Annotated in this window: 12 protein-coding genes; 3 read left to right on the top strand and 9 right to left on the bottom strand. The window is 65.5% G+C overall.

What is annotated here, in order from left to right; genetic code table 11:
- Positions 1-140: 140 nt before the first annotated feature.
- Both ACWKY3_RS03295 and ACWKY3_RS03290 read right to left on the bottom strand, forming a co-directional pair.
- Positions 141-2063 carry a flavocytochrome c gene (locus tag ACWKY3_RS03295; RefSeq protein WP_449314989.1) on the bottom strand — a complete coding sequence of 641 codons (1923 nt, stop codon included), beginning with the start codon at positions 2061-2063 and terminating at the stop codon, positions 141-143.
- Between the two features lie 265 nt (positions 2064-2328).
- Positions 2329-4056, bottom strand: coding sequence for an FAD-dependent oxidoreductase (locus tag ACWKY3_RS03290; RefSeq protein ID WP_449314988.1), 1728 nt, complete (start codon positions 4054-4056; stop codon positions 2329-2331).
- A gap of 222 nt (positions 4057-4278) precedes the next feature.
- Between ACWKY3_RS03290 and ACWKY3_RS03285 the strand changes: the two genes are divergently transcribed.
- The gene (locus ACWKY3_RS03285) at positions 4279-5325 is read left to right on the top strand and encodes a hypothetical protein (RefSeq protein ID WP_449314987.1); all 1047 of its coding nucleotides are present in this window, start codon (positions 4279-4281) and stop codon (positions 5323-5325) included.
- The gene (locus ACWKY3_RS03280; RefSeq protein ID WP_449314986.1) at positions 5313-5678 is read left to right on the top strand and encodes a response regulator transcription factor; all 366 of its coding nucleotides are present in this window, start codon (positions 5313-5315) and stop codon (positions 5676-5678) included. Before ACWKY3_RS03285 ends, ACWKY3_RS03280 begins: the two co-directional genes overlap by 13 nt.
- Positions 5679-6281: 603 nt before the next feature.
- Here ACWKY3_RS03280 and ACWKY3_RS03275 read toward each other — a convergent pair.
- The 7 genes from ACWKY3_RS03275 to ACWKY3_RS03245 all read right to left on the bottom strand — a co-directional run bounded on the left by ACWKY3_RS03275 (position 6282) and on the right by ACWKY3_RS03245 (position 15204).
- Positions 6282-7580, bottom strand: a complete 1299-nt coding sequence (locus ACWKY3_RS03275) for a uracil-xanthine permease family protein (RefSeq protein ID WP_449314985.1) — start codon at positions 7578-7580, stop codon at positions 6282-6284.
- A gap of 39 nt (positions 7581-7619) precedes the next feature.
- Positions 7620-8960 (bottom strand): uracil-xanthine permease family protein, encoded by a 1341-nt coding sequence (locus tag ACWKY3_RS03270; protein WP_103262715.1) that lies wholly within the window; start codon positions 8958-8960, stop codon positions 7620-7622.
- 51 nt (positions 8961-9011) lie between these two features.
- Positions 9012-9980: a molecular chaperone TorD family protein gene (locus ACWKY3_RS03265; protein ID WP_103262740.1), complete on the bottom strand. Its 969-nt coding sequence runs from the start codon at positions 9978-9980 to the stop codon at positions 9012-9014.
- A 160-nt stretch (positions 9981-10140) separates the two neighbouring features.
- Positions 10141-11001 (bottom strand): dimethyl sulfoxide reductase anchor subunit family protein, encoded by an 861-nt coding sequence (locus ACWKY3_RS03260; protein ID WP_103262716.1) that lies wholly within the window; start codon positions 10999-11001, stop codon positions 10141-10143.
- Positions 11002-11592: a 4Fe-4S dicluster domain-containing protein gene (locus tag ACWKY3_RS03255; protein ID WP_103262717.1), complete on the bottom strand. Its 591-nt coding sequence runs from the start codon at positions 11590-11592 to the stop codon at positions 11002-11004.
- Positions 11585-14560: a molybdopterin-containing oxidoreductase family protein gene (locus tag ACWKY3_RS03250; protein WP_449314984.1), complete on the bottom strand. Its 2976-nt coding sequence runs from the start codon at positions 14558-14560 to the stop codon at positions 11585-11587. Before ACWKY3_RS03250 ends, ACWKY3_RS03255 begins: the two co-directional genes overlap by 8 nt.
- The gene (locus ACWKY3_RS03245; protein WP_103262719.1) at positions 14557-15204 is read right to left on the bottom strand and encodes a hypothetical protein; all 648 of its coding nucleotides are present in this window, start codon (positions 15202-15204) and stop codon (positions 14557-14559) included. Before ACWKY3_RS03245 ends, ACWKY3_RS03250 begins: the two co-directional genes overlap by 4 nt.
- A 250-nt stretch (positions 15205-15454) precedes the next feature.
- On the opposite strand from ACWKY3_RS03245, the gene ACWKY3_RS03240 reads away from it, so the two are divergent.
- Positions 15455-16935: LuxR C-terminal-related transcriptional regulator (locus tag ACWKY3_RS03240; protein WP_449314983.1), on the top strand; the 1481-nt coding region annotated here is incomplete at its 3' end.

Raw genomic sequence — 16935 nt, 5'->3', positions numbered from 1 at the left:
GTGGGTACGTGACAGGCAAAGTCGGCTGGACAAGGGGTCCGGGCCCCACACGGAGGGGGCGGTCCTCGCCGGGGAGGGTTCTGCGGGCGCGAAGCCCGGCGGCCCGGATTAGGGGCGGCTTGGATCAGAGGCGGCTCGGACTACGCCCCGGCGTGTTGAGCCGCCTGCGCGCCGGCGTTGCGGCCGAAGGTGATGCAATCGGCGATGGCGTTGCCGCCAAGGCGGTTGCTGCCGTGGATACCGCCGGTGCATTCGCCGCACGCGTAGAGGCCGGGGATGGCCTGCCCGCTTGCATCAAGGGCTTGCGACGAGACGTTGACGCGGATGCCCCCCATGGTGTGGTGGACCGTCGGCACCTTGCGGCATGCATACCAGGGACCCTCGGTCATCTGCTTGTCGGCCGTGTTGTTGGCGGTGAATCCGAAGGGATCCTCTATCTCGCCCGCGACCACCTGGTTGTAGCCGTCGATGGCGGCTTGCAGCTTCGCGGCGTCCATCTCCGTTTGCCGTGCGAGGTCCTCGATGCTCTCGCCCTTCACGATGTGGCCGAGCGCCAGCATGTTCTCGATGGTGGCGCCGTTGGAGTCGGGCTCGGTTTCGGAGGGGTAGCGCACCTTGTTGACGACGATCCAGTACGTGGAGTCGGGCTGCGCGAAGATGGCTTTGCACAGCGTGTCGCGCTCGGCGCCCTCGTTAACGAAACGATCGCCGTCCTTGTTCACGAACACGCGGTTGCGGCCCGAGGTGCGGATATCTTCCATGAGGCCGGTGCCGGGCGTGCCGCACGGATGCAGCTGGATGTCCGACAAACCGATGAGCTGGGCTCCGGCCTTCTCGGCAAGCTTGAGGCCCTCTCCTTGCGCGCAGGGCTTGATGTTGGTGCAGCCGATGGAGTCGTCCAGTTTCACGTCGGCCCACACCCCGTCGTTGACCTGCTGGCGGTACTCGACGTTCGCGCCGAACCCGCCCGTGGCGATGACGACGGATTTCGCGTTCACGACCACGTCCTGGCTGCCGCGGTGCGCGGCCTTCACGCCGGCCACCGCGCCGCCGTCAAGGACAAGCTCTTGGGCCTGCGTCTCGTGCAGGACGGTTATCTGTTCGGGGTGCTCTTCGATGAACGCCTCGAAAGAGCGGATGTAGGTGTTGCCCGACGGTGTGGCGGGGTAGTGGCTGCGCTCGCCGAGCGACCCGGTGGCCGATCCCACCTCCTCTTTGAACTCCACGCCGAGCGATTCGAGCCAATGGACCGAGTCGAGGGCGTTGTCGGTGAGGTAATGGATGAGCTCGGGCGTGCCCTGCTCGTGGCCGCCTTCGTAGGTGGTCTGGTAGAACTGCTCGATGGAGTCCTCGATGCCCTGCTTTTTCTGGCGCTCGGGATCCACCGCGTTGAGCGCTCCTTCCGAGACGTTCGTCGAGCCGCCCGTGATGCCGCATTTCTCCACCACGACCACCTGGGCGCCCGCTTGGGCGGCGGCGATGGCCGCCGTAAGCCCCGCGCCGCCGGCCCCGATGACGCACACGTCGGCATCGTAGGACGCCTCCACGCTGTCGTCCGGTCCGGGGGCGGCTTCAAGCGCGTCTGCGGCGCCCGCCTGCTCGGCGCAGTCCCTCACGCCCTGCTGCAGGCACATGCTGGACAGCGTGGCACCGGTGACCGAGTCGATGTCGAGCGTTTGGTGCTCGATGATCTGGTCCGAAAGCGTCTCAAGCGCCGAAGCGCCCACGCCGAGCGATTCCTGGCTTGTGGCGGTGTCGATGGCGGTGACGGCGCTTTCCGAGAACGTCACGTCGATGGTGAACGGGGCGTTGTGGCCGGTGACGCTGGCGGTGTACGTGCCCGCCTTCCAGCCCTGCGCCGCGCCTTTCGCGCCCGACTCCGCGCTCGGCGACGCGCATCCTGCAAGGCCGAAGCCCATCGCGGAGCCGCAGACGCCGATGAACGCCGCGCCCTCCAGAAACGTCCGCCGGGTGACGCCGCCTCGCTGGAACAGCGCCGCGCCGCTTGCGGCACCGTGCTTCGCGACCGCTTCGAGCGCGTCGCTGTGGCGAGAGTCCCTCATGTGCGATCCCTCCTTCTGCCCGCTGTGCGGGCGATCGGTGATGCCTACGGCCCGGAATCGTAGGACCGGGGAGGGAGCGAGCGCTAGACGCAAAGGGTACCCACCTGTGTCCAAAAGGTACTTTTTGCGCGTTTGGGCTGATGGAGAGCGCGTGGTGGGCGGGGTGTCTGCGACGGGGGCGCCCCGCGGCGGGGAGGGGCCGCTGCGGGGGCGCGAGGGAGCGGCGCCCGCCTGCGGGACGCGGCCTGCAGGCGGCAGGGCGCCCCTAGCTTTGCTCGGCAATGAACTTGCCGGTCAGGTAGCCGTACGTCATGGCGATGGAGTGGCTGGCCCCGGCGAGCGTGGCCGGATAGTCGCCGAGGAATCGTCCGCCCTGCGTGTTGCCGACAGCGTAGAGCCCCGGCAGCACGCCCAGGTTCTCGTCGAGCACCTGGGCGTGCTTGTTCGTGGACAGGCCGCTCATGGTGACCAGGCAGCGCAGCGCGTTGTGCGTATCGTCGCTCGGTCCGCCCGACACCTCGTAGCGGATGGCGTAGAACGGCGGGGTGCTGAGCGCGAACATGCGCTCGGCCGCCTTGCCGAAATCCTCGTCGACGCCTTTCTCGCACAGCTCGTTGTAGCGCTCTATCTCGGCTTTCATGGTGGCGGCCACGTCGGCGTCCACCTGAAGGTTCGCGATGAGCTCATCGATGGTGCCGCCTTGGGCCGACGTCCATTCGTCCACCGTCTCCGCCGTTTCGGGCGCGATGCTCGTGTACGCTCCCAGGCTGGACTGCATGGACTTCGCCTGCTCGACGAAGTTCGCGTCGAATATCTGGTAGATGGTGGTTTGCGGCTGGCGCAGGATGGCCGAACCGAAGTGGTCGTTGGTGAGGTCCTCGTTGATGTAGCGCTCGCCGAGGGCGTTCAGCTGCAAGAACGCGTCGACCCCCAGTTTTCCCAGGTCGCCATGGGCCATGGCGCAGTGCGGGCCCTCCTCGATGTGCCCGCCGGCCCAGTGGCCCATGAGCATGCCGTCGCCTTGGTCGGTGAACTCGCCGTTGGCGTCCATGTGCGCGTAGGTGAACGTGAACTTGTCCTTGAGGTTGTGGATCCACGGGATGTAGTACGCCAGCAGCTCGTCGTTGCGCACGTAGCCGCCGGTGGCCAGCACCACGCCCTTGCCAGCGTTCACCTGCGTGAACTCGCCGGTGGTCACGTCCTCGTAGATCACGCCCGTCACACGGTCGCCCTCCTTCACCAGCTGGCGGGCGCGGGCGTTGAAGCGTGCGTCAACGTTGCCGGTGGCCTGGGCCTTTTCGAAGTTGGCGAGCATGATGGGCTTGTGCCCTCCCTTGTTGGGCGTGCTGAACGACAGCGTGCCGGTGAACACGCGCTCGTGGTCGATGGCGGGGTCGTAGGGCTTGTACTGGTTGCGGTTCACGACGAAGGAGTCTTTGTCCGCGTCGTACTTCTCGCCTTCGGGGGTTTGCCACAAAAGCCCGTCGTAGGCGCCGGCGTACCAGTCGAACGCCTCCCCGCAGTGGTCGGCCCAGTTCTTGAGCACGCGGAAATCGGCGCGGTGGCCGGTCTGCACCATCATCTCGTTGACGAGGGCCGCCGCGTCCACGTCCTCGATGCCCATTTTTCGGGCGTTGTCGGTGTTGAAGGCGGCGAACTGCGACGAGCGAGCGCTCGGTTCGGCGCATCGTTCAAGGGCGATCACCTTAAGCCCCTCCTCGGCGGCCGAGCGGGTGGCCGACACGCCGGCCACGCCAAGGCCCACCACCACGACGTCGGCTTCAAGCGTTTCCTTGATGTCGGAGATGGGCTCGGGCGCATCAAGGAACGCGGGGCGGCCCGTTGACGTGCCGCTTGGCGAGCCGTCCGCTGCGGATCCCGCTTCCTTTTCGGCGGACGCTTGCGGAGCGCATCCCGCCATGCTTGCCGCCAGCCCTGCGCCAAGCGCTCCCGCTCCGATGAGAAACGACCTGCGCGACACCCTGTTTTCCATGGTCCCTCCTTGGGTTGGTTGCCTTGGGAAGCGCTTCGGAAAGGGGGCGCTTCCGCTCCTGACATGGCCAGCGTGGCGCATTTTTGCAACGTTGCACAGTGGACGAGGGGGAGGACGCAAGGGGGGATTTTCGTCCTCCCTTGCGTGTTTCGCGTGGTCGGGGAATATCGTTTGCTTTAAGATGGGCGAACGGATTTGCGCGAGGCGAAGGAGGGGCGCTGCATGGGCGAGGGCAAGCGTGTTGGCAACGGCCTTGCGGGGTGGAGCGGTTGGTGCCTCGGCCTGTGCCTTGTCGTGTCGTTTTCGAACGTGGTCAGCTTGCAGCTGGTGGGCGCGCCATCGGACGCGGCGTCGCTTGCGCTGGCGGGAGTTCCGTCTTTGGCGAGGATCGGGGCGTACGGCGCTTTGGCGGTGCTGGCGAAGCGCGTAGGAAGCGTGCTTGGGCGCCGCCGGCTGCTTTTGCTCGCGGGCGTCGCGATGTCGGTTGGCGCGGCGGGGGCGGCGACGATGCCTCCGTGGGCCGCAACGCTGTGCGCCGTCGTCCTCAACGTGGGGTTCGCTGTGCTGTATCTGGGCTGGATGGAGCTGTACGCCCAGTTCGACACGGCCTATGTGCTGGTGTTCTTCACGCTGGCGCATTTCTTCTCCGCGCTTTTGACGTTTCTGGTGTGCCTGATAGAGCCGTTTCCGGTGGTGGTTCTTGCGACTATCCTCATGCCGGCGGCCTCGCTGCTGGCGCTTTGCCGGGCGGACCGTCGCACGAAGGAGGTTGCATTTCGCCAGGGCGAGCGGCAGCGCGCGGGTTGGACCATTTCGGTGCGCCCGCTTGTGCTGTTGGCCGCGTTCGGGTTCTCCAACGCGGTGATTCGCGGGTTCCTTGGGGCGCAGGACCGGGTGACCGTGCTTTTCGGCGTGTGCGTTGCCGCCGCGTGCGTCCTCGTCGCGGCGCTGGCGCGCAAGGGGATGATCGAGATCAAGGCACTGTACCAGATAGCGGTTCCCGTGTTGGTGGCGGGCGCGCTGCTCGTGCTCATGGGGTACGGGTGGAGCGGCGTGGCGGCGGCGTTGTGCTCGAACGCGGCGTTCACACTGTTCTCGGTGTTCGTGACGGTGGTGTTCTGCGGCATCTCGTACCGTTACGGGGTGAACGCTGTGTGGATGTTCGGCATCACGCAGGCGAGCCTTTTCCTCGGCTCGTTCGCCGGCAAGGCCGTCTCGGCCTGGGCGCGCCGCTTTTCGCCGATCCCGAGGTGCTTGTGGCGACGATAGCGGTGCTGGTCGTTGCGTTCGTGGCGTTGTCGATGGTGCTTGTGTCCGACCGCGACTTCACAACGACCTGGGGCGTAGCCAGCCTCAACGAGGGTTCGGGAACGCTTACGGTGCTCGACGAGGAGGAGCGCACGGCGCGAGCGTGCGCGCGGGTGGCGCAGCGCTACGGCCTGACGCGCCGCGAGGAGGAGGTGCTCGTGCTCATGATGCGCGGCTACACGCTTGCGCGCATCGGAGAGGAGCTGTACGTGGCGGACTCAACGATGAAGACGCATTCGCGGCACATCTACCGGAAGGTGGGCGTGGGAAACCGCAACGAGCTTCAGGAGTTCGTTGCGGCGCGTCGGGGGTGAGGCGGGAAGCGGCGGGTGCGGCTCACGGCGCCGGCCGCGGTTCCAGTGACAGGGGAGTGACAGGAGGACGGGGATAACGTACGTGACAGGAGGACGGGGATAACGTCACCCTTACGTGACAGGAGGACGGGGATAACGTCACCCTTCGAAGCGCCGGCCGGTCCGCGCCAACGGGTTCTTGCCGGTGGGAGGGTCTTTCCGAGGCGCCGGCGAGTCCCCTCCGGCGGTCCGACTTGGCCCGCGTCGGCGGTGATTAAACAGTGAGCAAAAAGATCATGGACAAAACGGGCCCTGATCCACATGAATTCAAGCGAAATCAGGCCGATTTGGGCCCCTTTCAAGAAAACATGCGGGAAGGCCACTCGTTTCCCCAGGTAGCCGACTTGCAGTTTTGATTATCCTCATGTGAGGATGTGGATTAGAGGCCGTTTTGTCCAGAAGGGCCGCCGCCCTTCGCCAAACCAGCATTGGCATAGGCCAGGTCGGGCTGCAGGACAAAGCCCCGCCGGCACGGGTCCGGTCCGATCGCTGGGTGGGGCCTGCGGGCGGGGGCTCGACCCGGCATCGTGCGAGCGCGCTCATGCCAACGCTGGTTTCATATGCCTAACGGAGAGAGCGGCTCTCCGACGCGCGGGCGGGTTGCGGGTCGGCGTTTTCGGCCTGTCTCTTGGGCAGAACCAGGTTCAACGTTATGCCCAGCAGCGCGGCCACGGCTAGGCCGGGCAGCGAGTAGTCGCCTATCGGGATGCCTGCGCCAAGCGCCTGCATGCCCACGCCTACGACGATGGGGGCGCAAACAACCGTGACGGTGCGGTTGTCGGAAAGGTCGATGTTGTTCTCCACGAGCATCTTCAAGCCGTTGCAGGCGATGAGGCCGAAGATGATGATGGATACGCCCCCGATGACTGGATCGGGTATCGTGCCAACGAGGGCGCCGAGCTTCGGGCAGAACCCGCCCACTGCCAGCGCCGCGCCCGCCGCGTACCAAAAAATCTGCGTCGCGTACACGCGCGTCACGCTCATGACCCCTATGTTCTCGGCGAAGGTGGTGGCGGGCGGGGCCCCAAGGAATCCCGCCGCAATGGTGGCCAAGCCGTCGCCCAAGATGGAACGGTGCAGAATGGGGCCGTAGTCGGCGCCTGTCATCTGTCCGATGACGAACAGGTGGCCTATGTGCTCGATGACAACGACGAGCGCGATGGGCGCCACCAGGGCTATAGCACCCTGGTCGAACGACGGGAGCGTGAGCTCGGGCAGCCCGAACCACGGCGCCTGCGCCACCGCGGAGAAATCGACCAGCCCGAAGGCGCATGCGAGCACGTACGCCGCTGCCGCCCCCGCAAGGACGGGAATGGTGCCAAGTAGTCGTTTGCCGAAACAGGTGCAAGCCACCACGACCAGCAGCGCCACGAAGGCGACGGTGATCTCCTGCCAAGGTCGCGGGTTGCCCGCGCCGTCAAGGAATGCTTCGCTCACGGCTGTGGCGGCAAGCCCGCACCCGATGACGATGATGATGGCGGCCATCACGGGGGTTGGAACGAGCGCGTCGATCCAGCGGGTGCCCACCCTCCAAATGACGAACGCGATCACGGCGAACACCAGGCCGGCCGCCACGATGCCCGACCCCACTCCCGACGGCCCGCACACCGCCGACGCCGCGACGATCGGCCCGATGAACGAGAACGAGGGACCTAAGTAGCTGGGGATCCTCTGCTTGGTGCACAGCAGGTAGATGATGGTGCCCAGGCCCGAGCACATCACGGACACCGATGGCGAGAACCCCATGAGCAGCGGCACGAGCACCGTCGCGCCGAACATCGACAAGAAGTGCTGCAACCCTAAGGCGCACGCTTGCGGCGCCGGCAGCTTCGCGTCGACCGGAATGGCTTTTCGTTCGCTCATGCTCGTCCCCTTCGCATCGGTGTCGCGAATCATGCTCGATCAGCGCGTTGTCTCGCTCGCAGCCCTGTCCGCAACTTTGCCTGCGACCTTGCGCACAGCTTCGCCTGCGGTCTCGCCCGCAGCATCGCCGGCTTCGTCCTCCTTGGGCAGCACCAGGTTGAACACGACGGCCAAAATGGAGGCCAGCAGCAGCCCCGGCAGGTTGAACGACCCCAGCGGAATGGAAACGCCCATGGTCATCATGCCGATGCCGGGAATGAGCGAGCCGGCGGCTATCATGAGGTTGCGGTTCTTGCTGAAATCCACCTTGCTGTCCACAAGCAGCGACAGCCCGTTGCCGGCGATGAGGCCAAACAGCATGAGCGAGACGCCGCCCAGCACGCAGGTGGGAATGGTGTTGATGAGCATGGCCAGCTTGGGGCAGAAGCCGCCGAGCACCAGCGCGAAACCGGCGGTGTACCAGAACACGCGGGTGGAGTACACGCGCGACACGCCCATGATGCCGATGTTCTCGGCGATGGAGGTGAGGGCCGGGCCGCCCAGAAAGCCCGAAACTGCGGTGCCCAGGCCGTTGCCCAGAAGCGATGCGGCCAGCTTGTCGTTGTAGTTCTCGCCGGTGATGTTGCTCACCACCAGCAGATGCCCGATGTGCTCCACGATAACCACGAACGCGATGGGCCCGATGACGAGGATGGCGTTGAGGTCGAACACCGGCAGCGTGATGTTGGGAAGCCCGATCCAAGCCGCTTCGCTCACCGGGGAGAAGTCGATCATGCCGCAGGCGAACGCCACGACGTACCCCACGATGATGGCAAGCAGGATGGGGATGGTCTTCAAGAAGCCCTTGCAGAAGCTGGAGAACGCGACCGCCGCCAGGAACGTGACGAACGCCACGAGGCAGCCCAGGCCGTCGAACTCGCCCGTGCCGTTGTTGAGCACCATGTCCACCGCCGTGGCCGACAGGCCCACGCCGATGACCACGATGATGCAGCCCGACACCGCAGGGGGCAGCACCACGTCGATCCACTTCGTTCCCACCAGCTTCACGATGCCGGCTACTATCGCGAACACCACGCCCACCGCCACGATGCCGCAAAGCGCCGCCTGAATGCCCGAGACGGCCGTGATGACCGCCATCGGCGTGATGAACGAGAACGACACGCCGAAGTAGCTGGGAATCTTGTTCTTCGTGCAGATGAGGTAGATGATGGTGCCCAGACCGGTGCACATGATGGCCAGCGCCGGATCAAGCCCCATGAGCACGGCGGGCAGGATGGCGCCGCCTCCCACGAACGCCATGAGATGCTGCAGACTCAGCGGTATCGCCTTGCCAAGCGACAGCTTGTCGGAGACGCCGATAACGTCTTGTTTTGGTTGCATGGTTCCTCCTTGTTGTCGGTTTTTCCGTCGCTCCCGCATGGTGCGACGCTTTTAACGGTGTTTCAGAGACAGGGCCTGGGTGGGGCACGCCTTGACGCACAGGCCGCAGCCGGTGCAATCCGCGCGGATGCGCGTCGTGCTCATTTCGAACGGATCGAGGCCGCGCGGGCAGGCGGCAACGCAGCGCGAGCACGTGTCGCCGCGTTTGCGAATGCACCGGCCGCGCCGTATGCGCACGCGGCCGTCCGAGGCGCGAGAATCCGAGGCGCGAGAATCCGAGGCGTGAGGCATCCCGGGCGTGGTTGGAGGCGTCTCCCACCAGGCAAGGTCGAAGGGTTCTTCCGGCGCGCCCAGATCGGCCAGCATGTCGTCGAGGGCGGCGGCGTCAAGCGCGAAGAACCCGCCCGCCGCATCCAGCGCTCCGCAGTAGAACGGCTCGTCCACGATGCGCGCGGCCAGCTTGGCGAAGTGCTCGTACCAGCTGAGGATGTGGCTGCGCAAAAACGCGCGCTGCAAACGCAGGCTCTCGCACGTCTTGTCAACGTCTCCTGCGGAAAAGGACGCGGCCGTTCGCTGCGCCATCGCGGCCATGAACTCGCATAGGAAGGCCAGGTGATCTTCGGGCAGGTCGATGCCCGCATCCAGCTTGAGCGCCTGCTTCTTGAACACGTTGAGCACCTTGCCGCGCGCTGCGCCCATAAGCTGCTGGCTCTCGCCTTGATGCGCGCTCTCGTAGGGTAGGGCCATGCGGCCGCCTATGCTCTGGACGCCGTGGAAGGCCGACGTGTAATCCCGCGCCAGCGCCTCGCGCGTGCCGCTGTCGCACGCTTGCAAAAAGCGCGCCATCTCGCGCAGCCCGTGCTCCGCGCGGGGGCTGCCGCAGGCGAGCGCGGGCAGGTTGGCGCGGGTGAGCGCATCGAGGTCGGCCTGCGACAACGGCGCGGCGAACAGTTTCTCTATCAGGCGGTACATTGCGCTGCGCCCGCTTTGGGCTTGGGCGAACTCCTGAGGGTCGATCATCGGGGTCTCCTTGTGCGTTCGGAGGGGACGGACGGGGCGTTTTGCAAGATGGGGCGGGGTGGTTCGCAGGAGGGTGCCGCGTGCGTTGTGGGATGGGACCCGCGCACCTTACGTGCTCTGCGGAATGCGGACAGGTGCTAAGGGGCGGGCTTTGCGTGCGTCAGCAGTTGAGGATGGCGCTGCGCCGGGCTTGCGCGTCGTCGAAAAACGACAGGAATGCCACGCCGGTCTGCCACATGAGCACGCGCAGGGAAAGCCCGCCGGCAAGCGTGAAGGCTGCACCCGCTGCCGCTGCCGCAATGAAGGCCGGCGACGAAGGGTCCAAGAAAGCGGCAGCCGCCGCGCACGCAACCGAGGCCGCCATACCGCACGCGACGATGCCTCCCCACAGCGTGAGCGCATGCCGCCGCGCCTCCGCAAGGCCCAGGTGAGCCAGGTAGACGGCGAGCGTCGCCACGGAAGCGAGCACGCATACCCCCGTGATCCATGAAATCACGGCCAGTTCCCGCGCCTCGCCGGAAAGCGCGGCTATGACCAGGTACAAAAACCCGCCCGCCGCAAGCGCCGTGCCCGTGTAGGCAAGCGGCAGCTTGACGGTGTTCCACGCGGGCTTCGAGGAGATGAGGTAGCCGTGCCCCGTCGCGAACGCCAGCCCCAGGCCCGAGACGATACCCGCCAGCCCCACCGCCAGCCGTGCGGCCTCGCTGCCGCCGAACCAGCACAGCGCCAGGTACGCGACCATGAGCACGCCGGTGACGCCCAGCATGATGAGCTCCACCGAGATGCCCGAGAACGAAAGCAGGTGCGTGACGGCGGCGAAGGCGTGCTGCGGACGCGCCAGGTGCAACACCGAGCAGATGCCGCCGACGGCGATCAGCGCAAGCGATGCCGCAGCCACGACACCGGTCGCGCCGACGCCCTCTCCCAAAGCGTTGGCCGCGCTCGCGAAGGCGAACGCGCAACCGCCGGCCCCCGCCAGAAGCGAGAACAGCACGAGCGGCCATTGGATCTTGGGCGTCATTTACACCAACTCCTTCCAGGAAGCATATGCGGGCGAGAGGATGTAGCGTGTGAGCGGATGCTCGTTTTGCGGCTCAGGCAGCATGTGGATGCACGAAGCGTCGTATTTCGCCAGTTCGCGCGATACGTCGGAGTCGGGGTCGTCCAAATCGCCGTAGAAGCGCGCCCCGCCCGGGCAGTTGTGCACGCAGGCGGGCTTGGACGATCCGTCGGCCGTGAGGTGCTGGCAGAGCGTGCACTTCTTGGCCACGCCCTCGGCTTCATCGAAGCTGCGCACGCCGTAGGGGCAGGCGTAGAGGCAGTACTGGCATCCGATGCACTTGCTTTTGTCTATCTGCACGGTGCCGGTTTTCGGGTCGCGGTAGCTGGCGCCGGTGGGGCACACGCGCACGCAGTTCGCGTTTTCGCACTGCTGGCACTGCACGGGCAGGTTGTAGCGCTCGATGTTCGGGTAGGTGCCGGTGGGTCCCACCTGCATCACGCGGTTGTAGAAGATGCCGAGCGGAAGGTCGTGCTCGAACTTGCAGCTGACGATGCAGCTGTCGCAGCCGGTGCAGCGGTCCAAGTTCACGACCAGGCAGTTCTTAGGCATGGCGGAACACCTCCTGCGTGTTGTCCTGGGTGTGTAACGTGGGCATGAACGGCTCGAACTCGTGCGGCTCTGTCCAAATGCCCTCGGGCTTCTCCGCTTTCCGCACGTTCACGCGGTAGCCGCGCCAGCTGGCCGATGCGAACGTGGGGTTCACCACGTCGTCGCGCGCCATGAGGTTCACGTTGCACTGACGCCAGCCGCCGCTGAAGTTCTTCTGCGTCTTGTCGTAGCTTTCGGGGAAGTAGAACCGCTCCATCATGACCACGCCGGGACGCACCCCTTCGGTGAGGTAGGCCCGCCCCCGCGTGCGGCCGCGGCGGCTTGAAAGCTCCACCCAGTCTCCGTGCGCCACGCCCAGCTCGCGCGCGTCGCGCGGGTTGAGGCGCACGTCGGGCACGGGGATAAGCTCGCGGCTGTAGGGCGCGTTGCGCAGCGTGGAGTGGTGGTAGTGCGCTATACGGCCCGTGGTCAGGTAGAACGGATAGTCCGGGTCGTCTTGCAGCATGTTTTCGCTCTGCTCTTTGTACGTGCACACGGCGTCGTACTCCAGCCATTCGCCGTTCGGGCCCGTCTGCTCGTAGGGGAAGTGGTAGGGAAACCCCGTGTGCCCGTTCATGACGGCCATGGTCACGTACGGTTCGCACTTGCGCGAGAGCGTGGCGAATCCGGCCGGCAGCCCGTCGTCTGCGATGTCGAGGTACTGGTAGAACTGGTACAGCTCGTCGATGGGCACGGTGAGGGTGTGGTCCTCCGAGTGCTTCACCGCTTGCTCCCAGTCGTCCACGCCGAAAAGCTTTGCCCAAACGGGGTAGATGTCCTCTTTGGTGCGGTAGGTGCCGTTGAACTGGAAATCGCGGTAGAGGATCTTGTCGCTGCCGCCCAGCTTCTCGCACACCTTGTCCACCAGCTGCGTCACCACGATGAACGGGTCCGCCGTCTCGCCCAGATGCACGATCTGCTTGCGCATGAACGTTTGGTTGAACTGCGTGACGGTTTCCGTGCCGTGTTCGAATTCGAGCCATTCCTGCAAGGGCAGGAACAAGTCGGCGTCCTCGATGGTGGTCGAGGTCATGTGCGGCTGCTGATGGATGCAGTAATCGAGGGTGGCGTAGGCTTCGTTCCATTCCTCGCCGTGGCCCATCACGCAGTACTTGTTGCCCGATTGCTCCCAGCGTACGGCTATCTTGTACGGCTCGCCGGTTTTGAGGGCGCGGCGCACCGGCGCAAGCTCGTTGAGCTGCCATTGGTGCACGGCCTTGTGCTTGTCGGATCCCAGGCGCGCCATCTGGTAGTCCACGAACTGCCTTTGTTTGGCCAGGCCATCTACGCCCTGCTCGTTTAAGCGTTCGACGGCCGCCTGGCTGCGACGGAGGTTCTCGTTTTCGGTCAGGCCCACGGTCCAGCCTACGCCGAACGTTTCTTGGTAGGGGCGGTCGCACCAAAAGAGCGTTGGGCGGGTGGTGTGGCGCGACGCGGGTTTCTGCTCGGTCAGCACCACGCCGGGCTTGTCCACCTTGCCGCATAGCATGTCGAGCGCCATGGTGCCAAAGATGAAGTTGGATGACAACTCGCTCATGTCGGCGAACTGACCGGTGCCGATGCCCGAGAGCGTGGTGGCGTACAGCTTCACCGCCCGCTCGATGGTGTCCGCGTCGACCCAGGTGACCTGCGCGGTTTTCTCAAGCGTCCATTCCTGGCAGGCTTCCCATTGAATCTGGCCGCCCGTTTTGCACAGGCGCCCGTTCACCTCAGCCTCGCAAAACACCACCGGGTCAACCGGCGAGTCTTTTGGCAGGCTGAACGGGAAGGGCTGCACGGAGTTCGTGCGCGCGTCGAAGCACACGTAGGCCGGGGTGTCGTAGACGTCGTTGGGGTCGGCTGCGGGGTTGACGTAGTCGGGCCACACCTCCTCCGCTTTGAGGGGAAGTCGTGTGTCGGGGTCGATGAGGAAGGGGTAGTTCGTCCAGTACTTGCAGAACTGTTCGTCGTAGAGTTTGTTCGCGATGATGTAGTGGAACCATCCCAGCAGCATGGCGATGTCGCTCATGGGGCGCACGGGCAGCCAAATGTCGGCTTTGGCGGCCTCCTCGGTGAGGTACGGGTCCACCACGATGGTCTTCACGCCGCGCTCGCGCATGTCGGCGTTGGCGCGGGCCGCGTAGCCGGCGCCCGAGGCGCTTGTCTGCGCGCCCCACAGCACCACGCACTCCATGGTGGGATGCCAGGCGTTCCACATCTCGCGGGCGTTGTTGCCCTCGTGGCGGTTGTTCGACCCGCCGTGCATCCACTGGCCGGCGCAGTCGGCGGGCAGGTAGCACTGGCAGCCGCCGGCCGATATGCACACCGGCGCGCCGAGCGCGTCTTGCGTCACGCGTTGGAACACGTTGCCGTAGGTTCCGCCACCGCCGGCGCCCACCATGATGGAGTAGGGGCCGTACTTTCTGATGGCGAGCGCCATCTGGGTGGCGGCCAGGTCAAGCGCCTCGTCCCAGCTGATAGCCTCCCATTCGTTGGTGCCGCGCTCTCCCACGCGCTTCATGGGATGCAGCACGTGGCGCGGGCTGTACACGAGGTGCAGTTGGTTGAGGCACTTGGTGCAGATAGCCCCCTTCGAAAGCGTGCCGTCCAGGTCGCCCTCTATCTTCACGGCCACGCCGTCCTCGGTGCGCACCCATACCGGGCAGCAGTTGTAGCAGTTGTGGCAGCAGGTGTGGTGCATGCGCACGTCGGTGCCCGAAGACGCGTAGGCTTCGTCTGCGTCCCGCAAGGCGGCGGGTCCTGAAAGCTCCCATGCCTGCGTCGCGTCGGCGATGTCTGCCAGGTTGCGGTACGCGGGCTGCTCGGGGGCATCGTGCGCGGAGGCGTTGCCTTGCGCGGAGGCGGCGTTGGCCTGCGCAGGGGCGGTGCGCTTGCGGGCGCCTTGCGCAGAGGCGGCATCCCGCGCACGGGTGGCATTGGTTTTCGTCATGCGGTCCTCCTCTCCTCGGTTTCGTCCGCGCCCTCGCGAGGCGTGCGGGCTGTACGCTCGTTCAAAAACGCCGCTCCCTCCGGCGTGAGCGTCCATCCCTCGTCCCAGACCAGCCCGTAGGCCGCCTCCAACTTCGCCAGCAAGGCGCTGGGAAACGCCGGCAGGCCGGAAAGCTCGTTGTGCGAGGTGAAGGAGGGAAACGCCCTCATCGCCTCTTCGACGTCCGGGTACTCCCGGGGCGTGCGGCACAGTTCCATGATGGTCGTGTAGGCGCCTTGGCGTTCGGGGTCCTCGTCGAACAGGGCGCGCAGTTGCTCGCTTGGCCGCATGCGGTCGGCCGCGCCCGCGCCCGCGTCGGTGGTGCGCAGCGTGCGGTCCTTCCCGCACTCAAGCGCGCCTGCGTTTACCAACATGCGGATGATGCTCGCCTGGCTCTGGTCGCTGTAGCGGAATTCCGGATACGTCGCCATCTCGCGCTCCATGTCGGAAAACGCGCGTTGTGTGCGACAGTGCTCCAAAGTCTTGCGCATGATGTGGATGAAGGATCCGCGCCGGTGCACGGTTTTCCATGCGCGTTCCGTGCGATCTTCAAGGCTTGCCGGGTTTGTCGGATCGGCCGTTTCCGGTGTCCGGGTTGTCGTCATGGGCGCCTCCTTGGTTCTCGTTCGTTTGTTTGCCCGTCGTGTCCGTAGGCGACGAGCACGTTATGGTTTGGGAAGCTTTCGGGGTATCGTCAAAGTGGTGGAACGTGCGAACGGGGTATACATCAAAACGTCGATTTTTGTGTTTACGCAGTTCATCAGGCTGATATGGAGCAGCGCGATTTCGGGCGCGGCGTCGGCTGGCGCGATTGGGCGCTGCTATAATCGAGCGTGACGAAAGGGGGACGAGGCAATGGAGATAAGGCTGGGGAAGGCGTTTCCCGTGCGGTTGTTCGGATTCTCCCTTTTTTGGACGTGGCTGTTTTTGGTGGCGGTGTCGCCCTCTCCGCTATTCGGGTTGCTGCGCGGCGTGGGCGACACGCCGTTCGAGGTGTCGGAGGTCGGCTTTCGCGTGGCGTTTCTGGCCTGCGCTGCGCTGTTTTCGAAGCGTTGGGCCAATCCGGTGGGCGTGCGTGCGCTGTCGGGCGCGTGCATTGTGGCCGGCCCTCTGTCTGTAGTGGCGCTTCTGTTTGCGCGCGGTCCCGTTGCGGTGACGGCGGCGGGCGCGTTGGCGGCTGTTGCGGACGTGGCGATGTTTCTGATGTGGATGTGCTTTTTCGGCTATGCGAAGCTGGGCGAGACGGCGTTGCTTTTGGCGCTCTCCTACGCGTTCGGCTCGCTTTTGTGCCTGTTGGCGGTGGCGTTGGGGGATGCCGTCATGATGCTGTTCGCGGTCGTTTTGCCCGTGGCGTCCGCGCTGGCGTTTATGTTGTCGACGCGCTACTCGCTCGATCAGGGCGGCGAAGTGCTGTTCGGAAGCGTCGGGCAAGATGCGCCCGCCCGACCGCGTTCTCCTTCCGTCGCGCGCCTTACCTTGGCGCTGCTTTTGTATGCGTTTGCGTTCGCGCTTTACTCGTGCCGCACGGCAACGTCCGAATTCGGGTTGGCAAGCGGTCCTTTGCTGCAGTGCGTGGGGAGCCTCGTTGTGGCGGGCGTGGTTGTGGGCTCTTTGCGCGGGGGCAGGCGAGGGGCGGGGCTCTATCTGGTCTACCGAGGCGTTCCCGTGCTGTTCGCGGCGGGGTTCGCGCTGTTCGCCCTGATGTCCGAAACGTTGGGCGTGGCGGCGGGGCTGTGCGTGATGACCGCGTATTTGCTGTTCGAGGTGCTTTCGCTCAACGATTATTGCAACGTGGCGAAAACCAACGACGCCTCACTTGCGCGCTCCATGGCGTTCGTACGCTTCGCCATGTCCGCGGGCATGCTCGCGGGATGGCTTTTGGGGGTGGCGATGGCGGCGCTCATGCCCCAGGGCGTGCCGCCGGAGCTGGTTTCAATCGCGGGGTTCATGGTGGTCGTGGTGGCCTCCACGCTTGTGTTCACCGACAAGTTGGCCGAGGAGCTGCAGGGTGTTGCCGGCGACCGAGCGCTGCAGGAACAGGCTGAGCGCGCTCCCGATAGGACCGAGTTCATCTCCCGATTCGCTGCGGGAAACGGCCTGTCTGGCCGCGAGGCCGAAGTGCTGGGCTACCTGCTGGCCGGACGCACCACCCAGTACATTGCGGAGAAGCTGTTCATCGCCGATTCCACCGCGCGAACCCATGTGCATAAGATCTACGCCAAGACCGACACTCACGATCGCATGGACCTGCTGGACAGCTTCGAGCGGTTCTACGAGGCTCATCGGGGGTTGTGGCAAGAGGAAAGGGGCGAACCCCCCCTTGGGAAGACCCCAAC

This window comes from Rubneribacter sp., assembly GCF_965361815.1.
Note: the sequence above shows the minus strand (reverse complement) of the source record. Positions and strands in the feature narration are given on the sequence as shown.

Excerpts from the sequence above, each read along its gene's own strand:
- ACWKY3_RS03295 (WP_449314989.1), bottom strand. The coding sequence starts at position 2,063 with ATGAGGGACTCTCGCCACAGCGACGCGCTCGAAGCGGTCGCGAAGCAC.
- ACWKY3_RS03290 (WP_449314988.1), bottom strand. The coding sequence starts at position 4,056 with ATGGAAAACAGGGTGTCGCGCAGGTCGTTTCTCATCGGAGCGGGAGCG.
- ACWKY3_RS03285 (WP_449314987.1), top strand. The coding sequence starts at position 4,279 with ATGGGCGAGGGCAAGCGTGTTGGCAACGGCCTTGCGGGGTGGAGCGGT.
- ACWKY3_RS03275 (WP_449314985.1), bottom strand. The coding sequence starts at position 7,580 with ATGAGCGAACGAAAAGCCATTCCGGTCGACGCGAAGCTGCCGGCGCCG.
- ACWKY3_RS03270 (WP_103262715.1), bottom strand. The coding sequence starts at position 8,960 with ATGCAACCAAAACAAGACGTTATCGGCGTCTCCGACAAGCTGTCGCTT.
- ACWKY3_RS03265 (WP_103262740.1), bottom strand. The coding sequence starts at position 9,980 with ATGATCGACCCTCAGGAGTTCGCCCAAGCCCAAAGCGGGCGCAGCGCA.
- ACWKY3_RS03260 (WP_103262716.1), bottom strand. The coding sequence starts at position 11,001 with ATGACGCCCAAGATCCAATGGCCGCTCGTGCTGTTCTCGCTTCTGGCG.
- ACWKY3_RS03255 (WP_103262717.1), bottom strand. The coding sequence starts at position 11,592 with ATGCCTAAGAACTGCCTGGTCGTGAACTTGGACCGCTGCACCGGCTGC.
- ACWKY3_RS03250 (WP_449314984.1), bottom strand. The coding sequence starts at position 14,560 with ATGACGAAAACCAATGCCACCCGTGCGCGGGATGCCGCCTCTGCGCAA.
- ACWKY3_RS03245 (WP_103262719.1), bottom strand. The coding sequence starts at position 15,204 with ATGACGACAACCCGGACACCGGAAACGGCCGATCCGACAAACCCGGCA.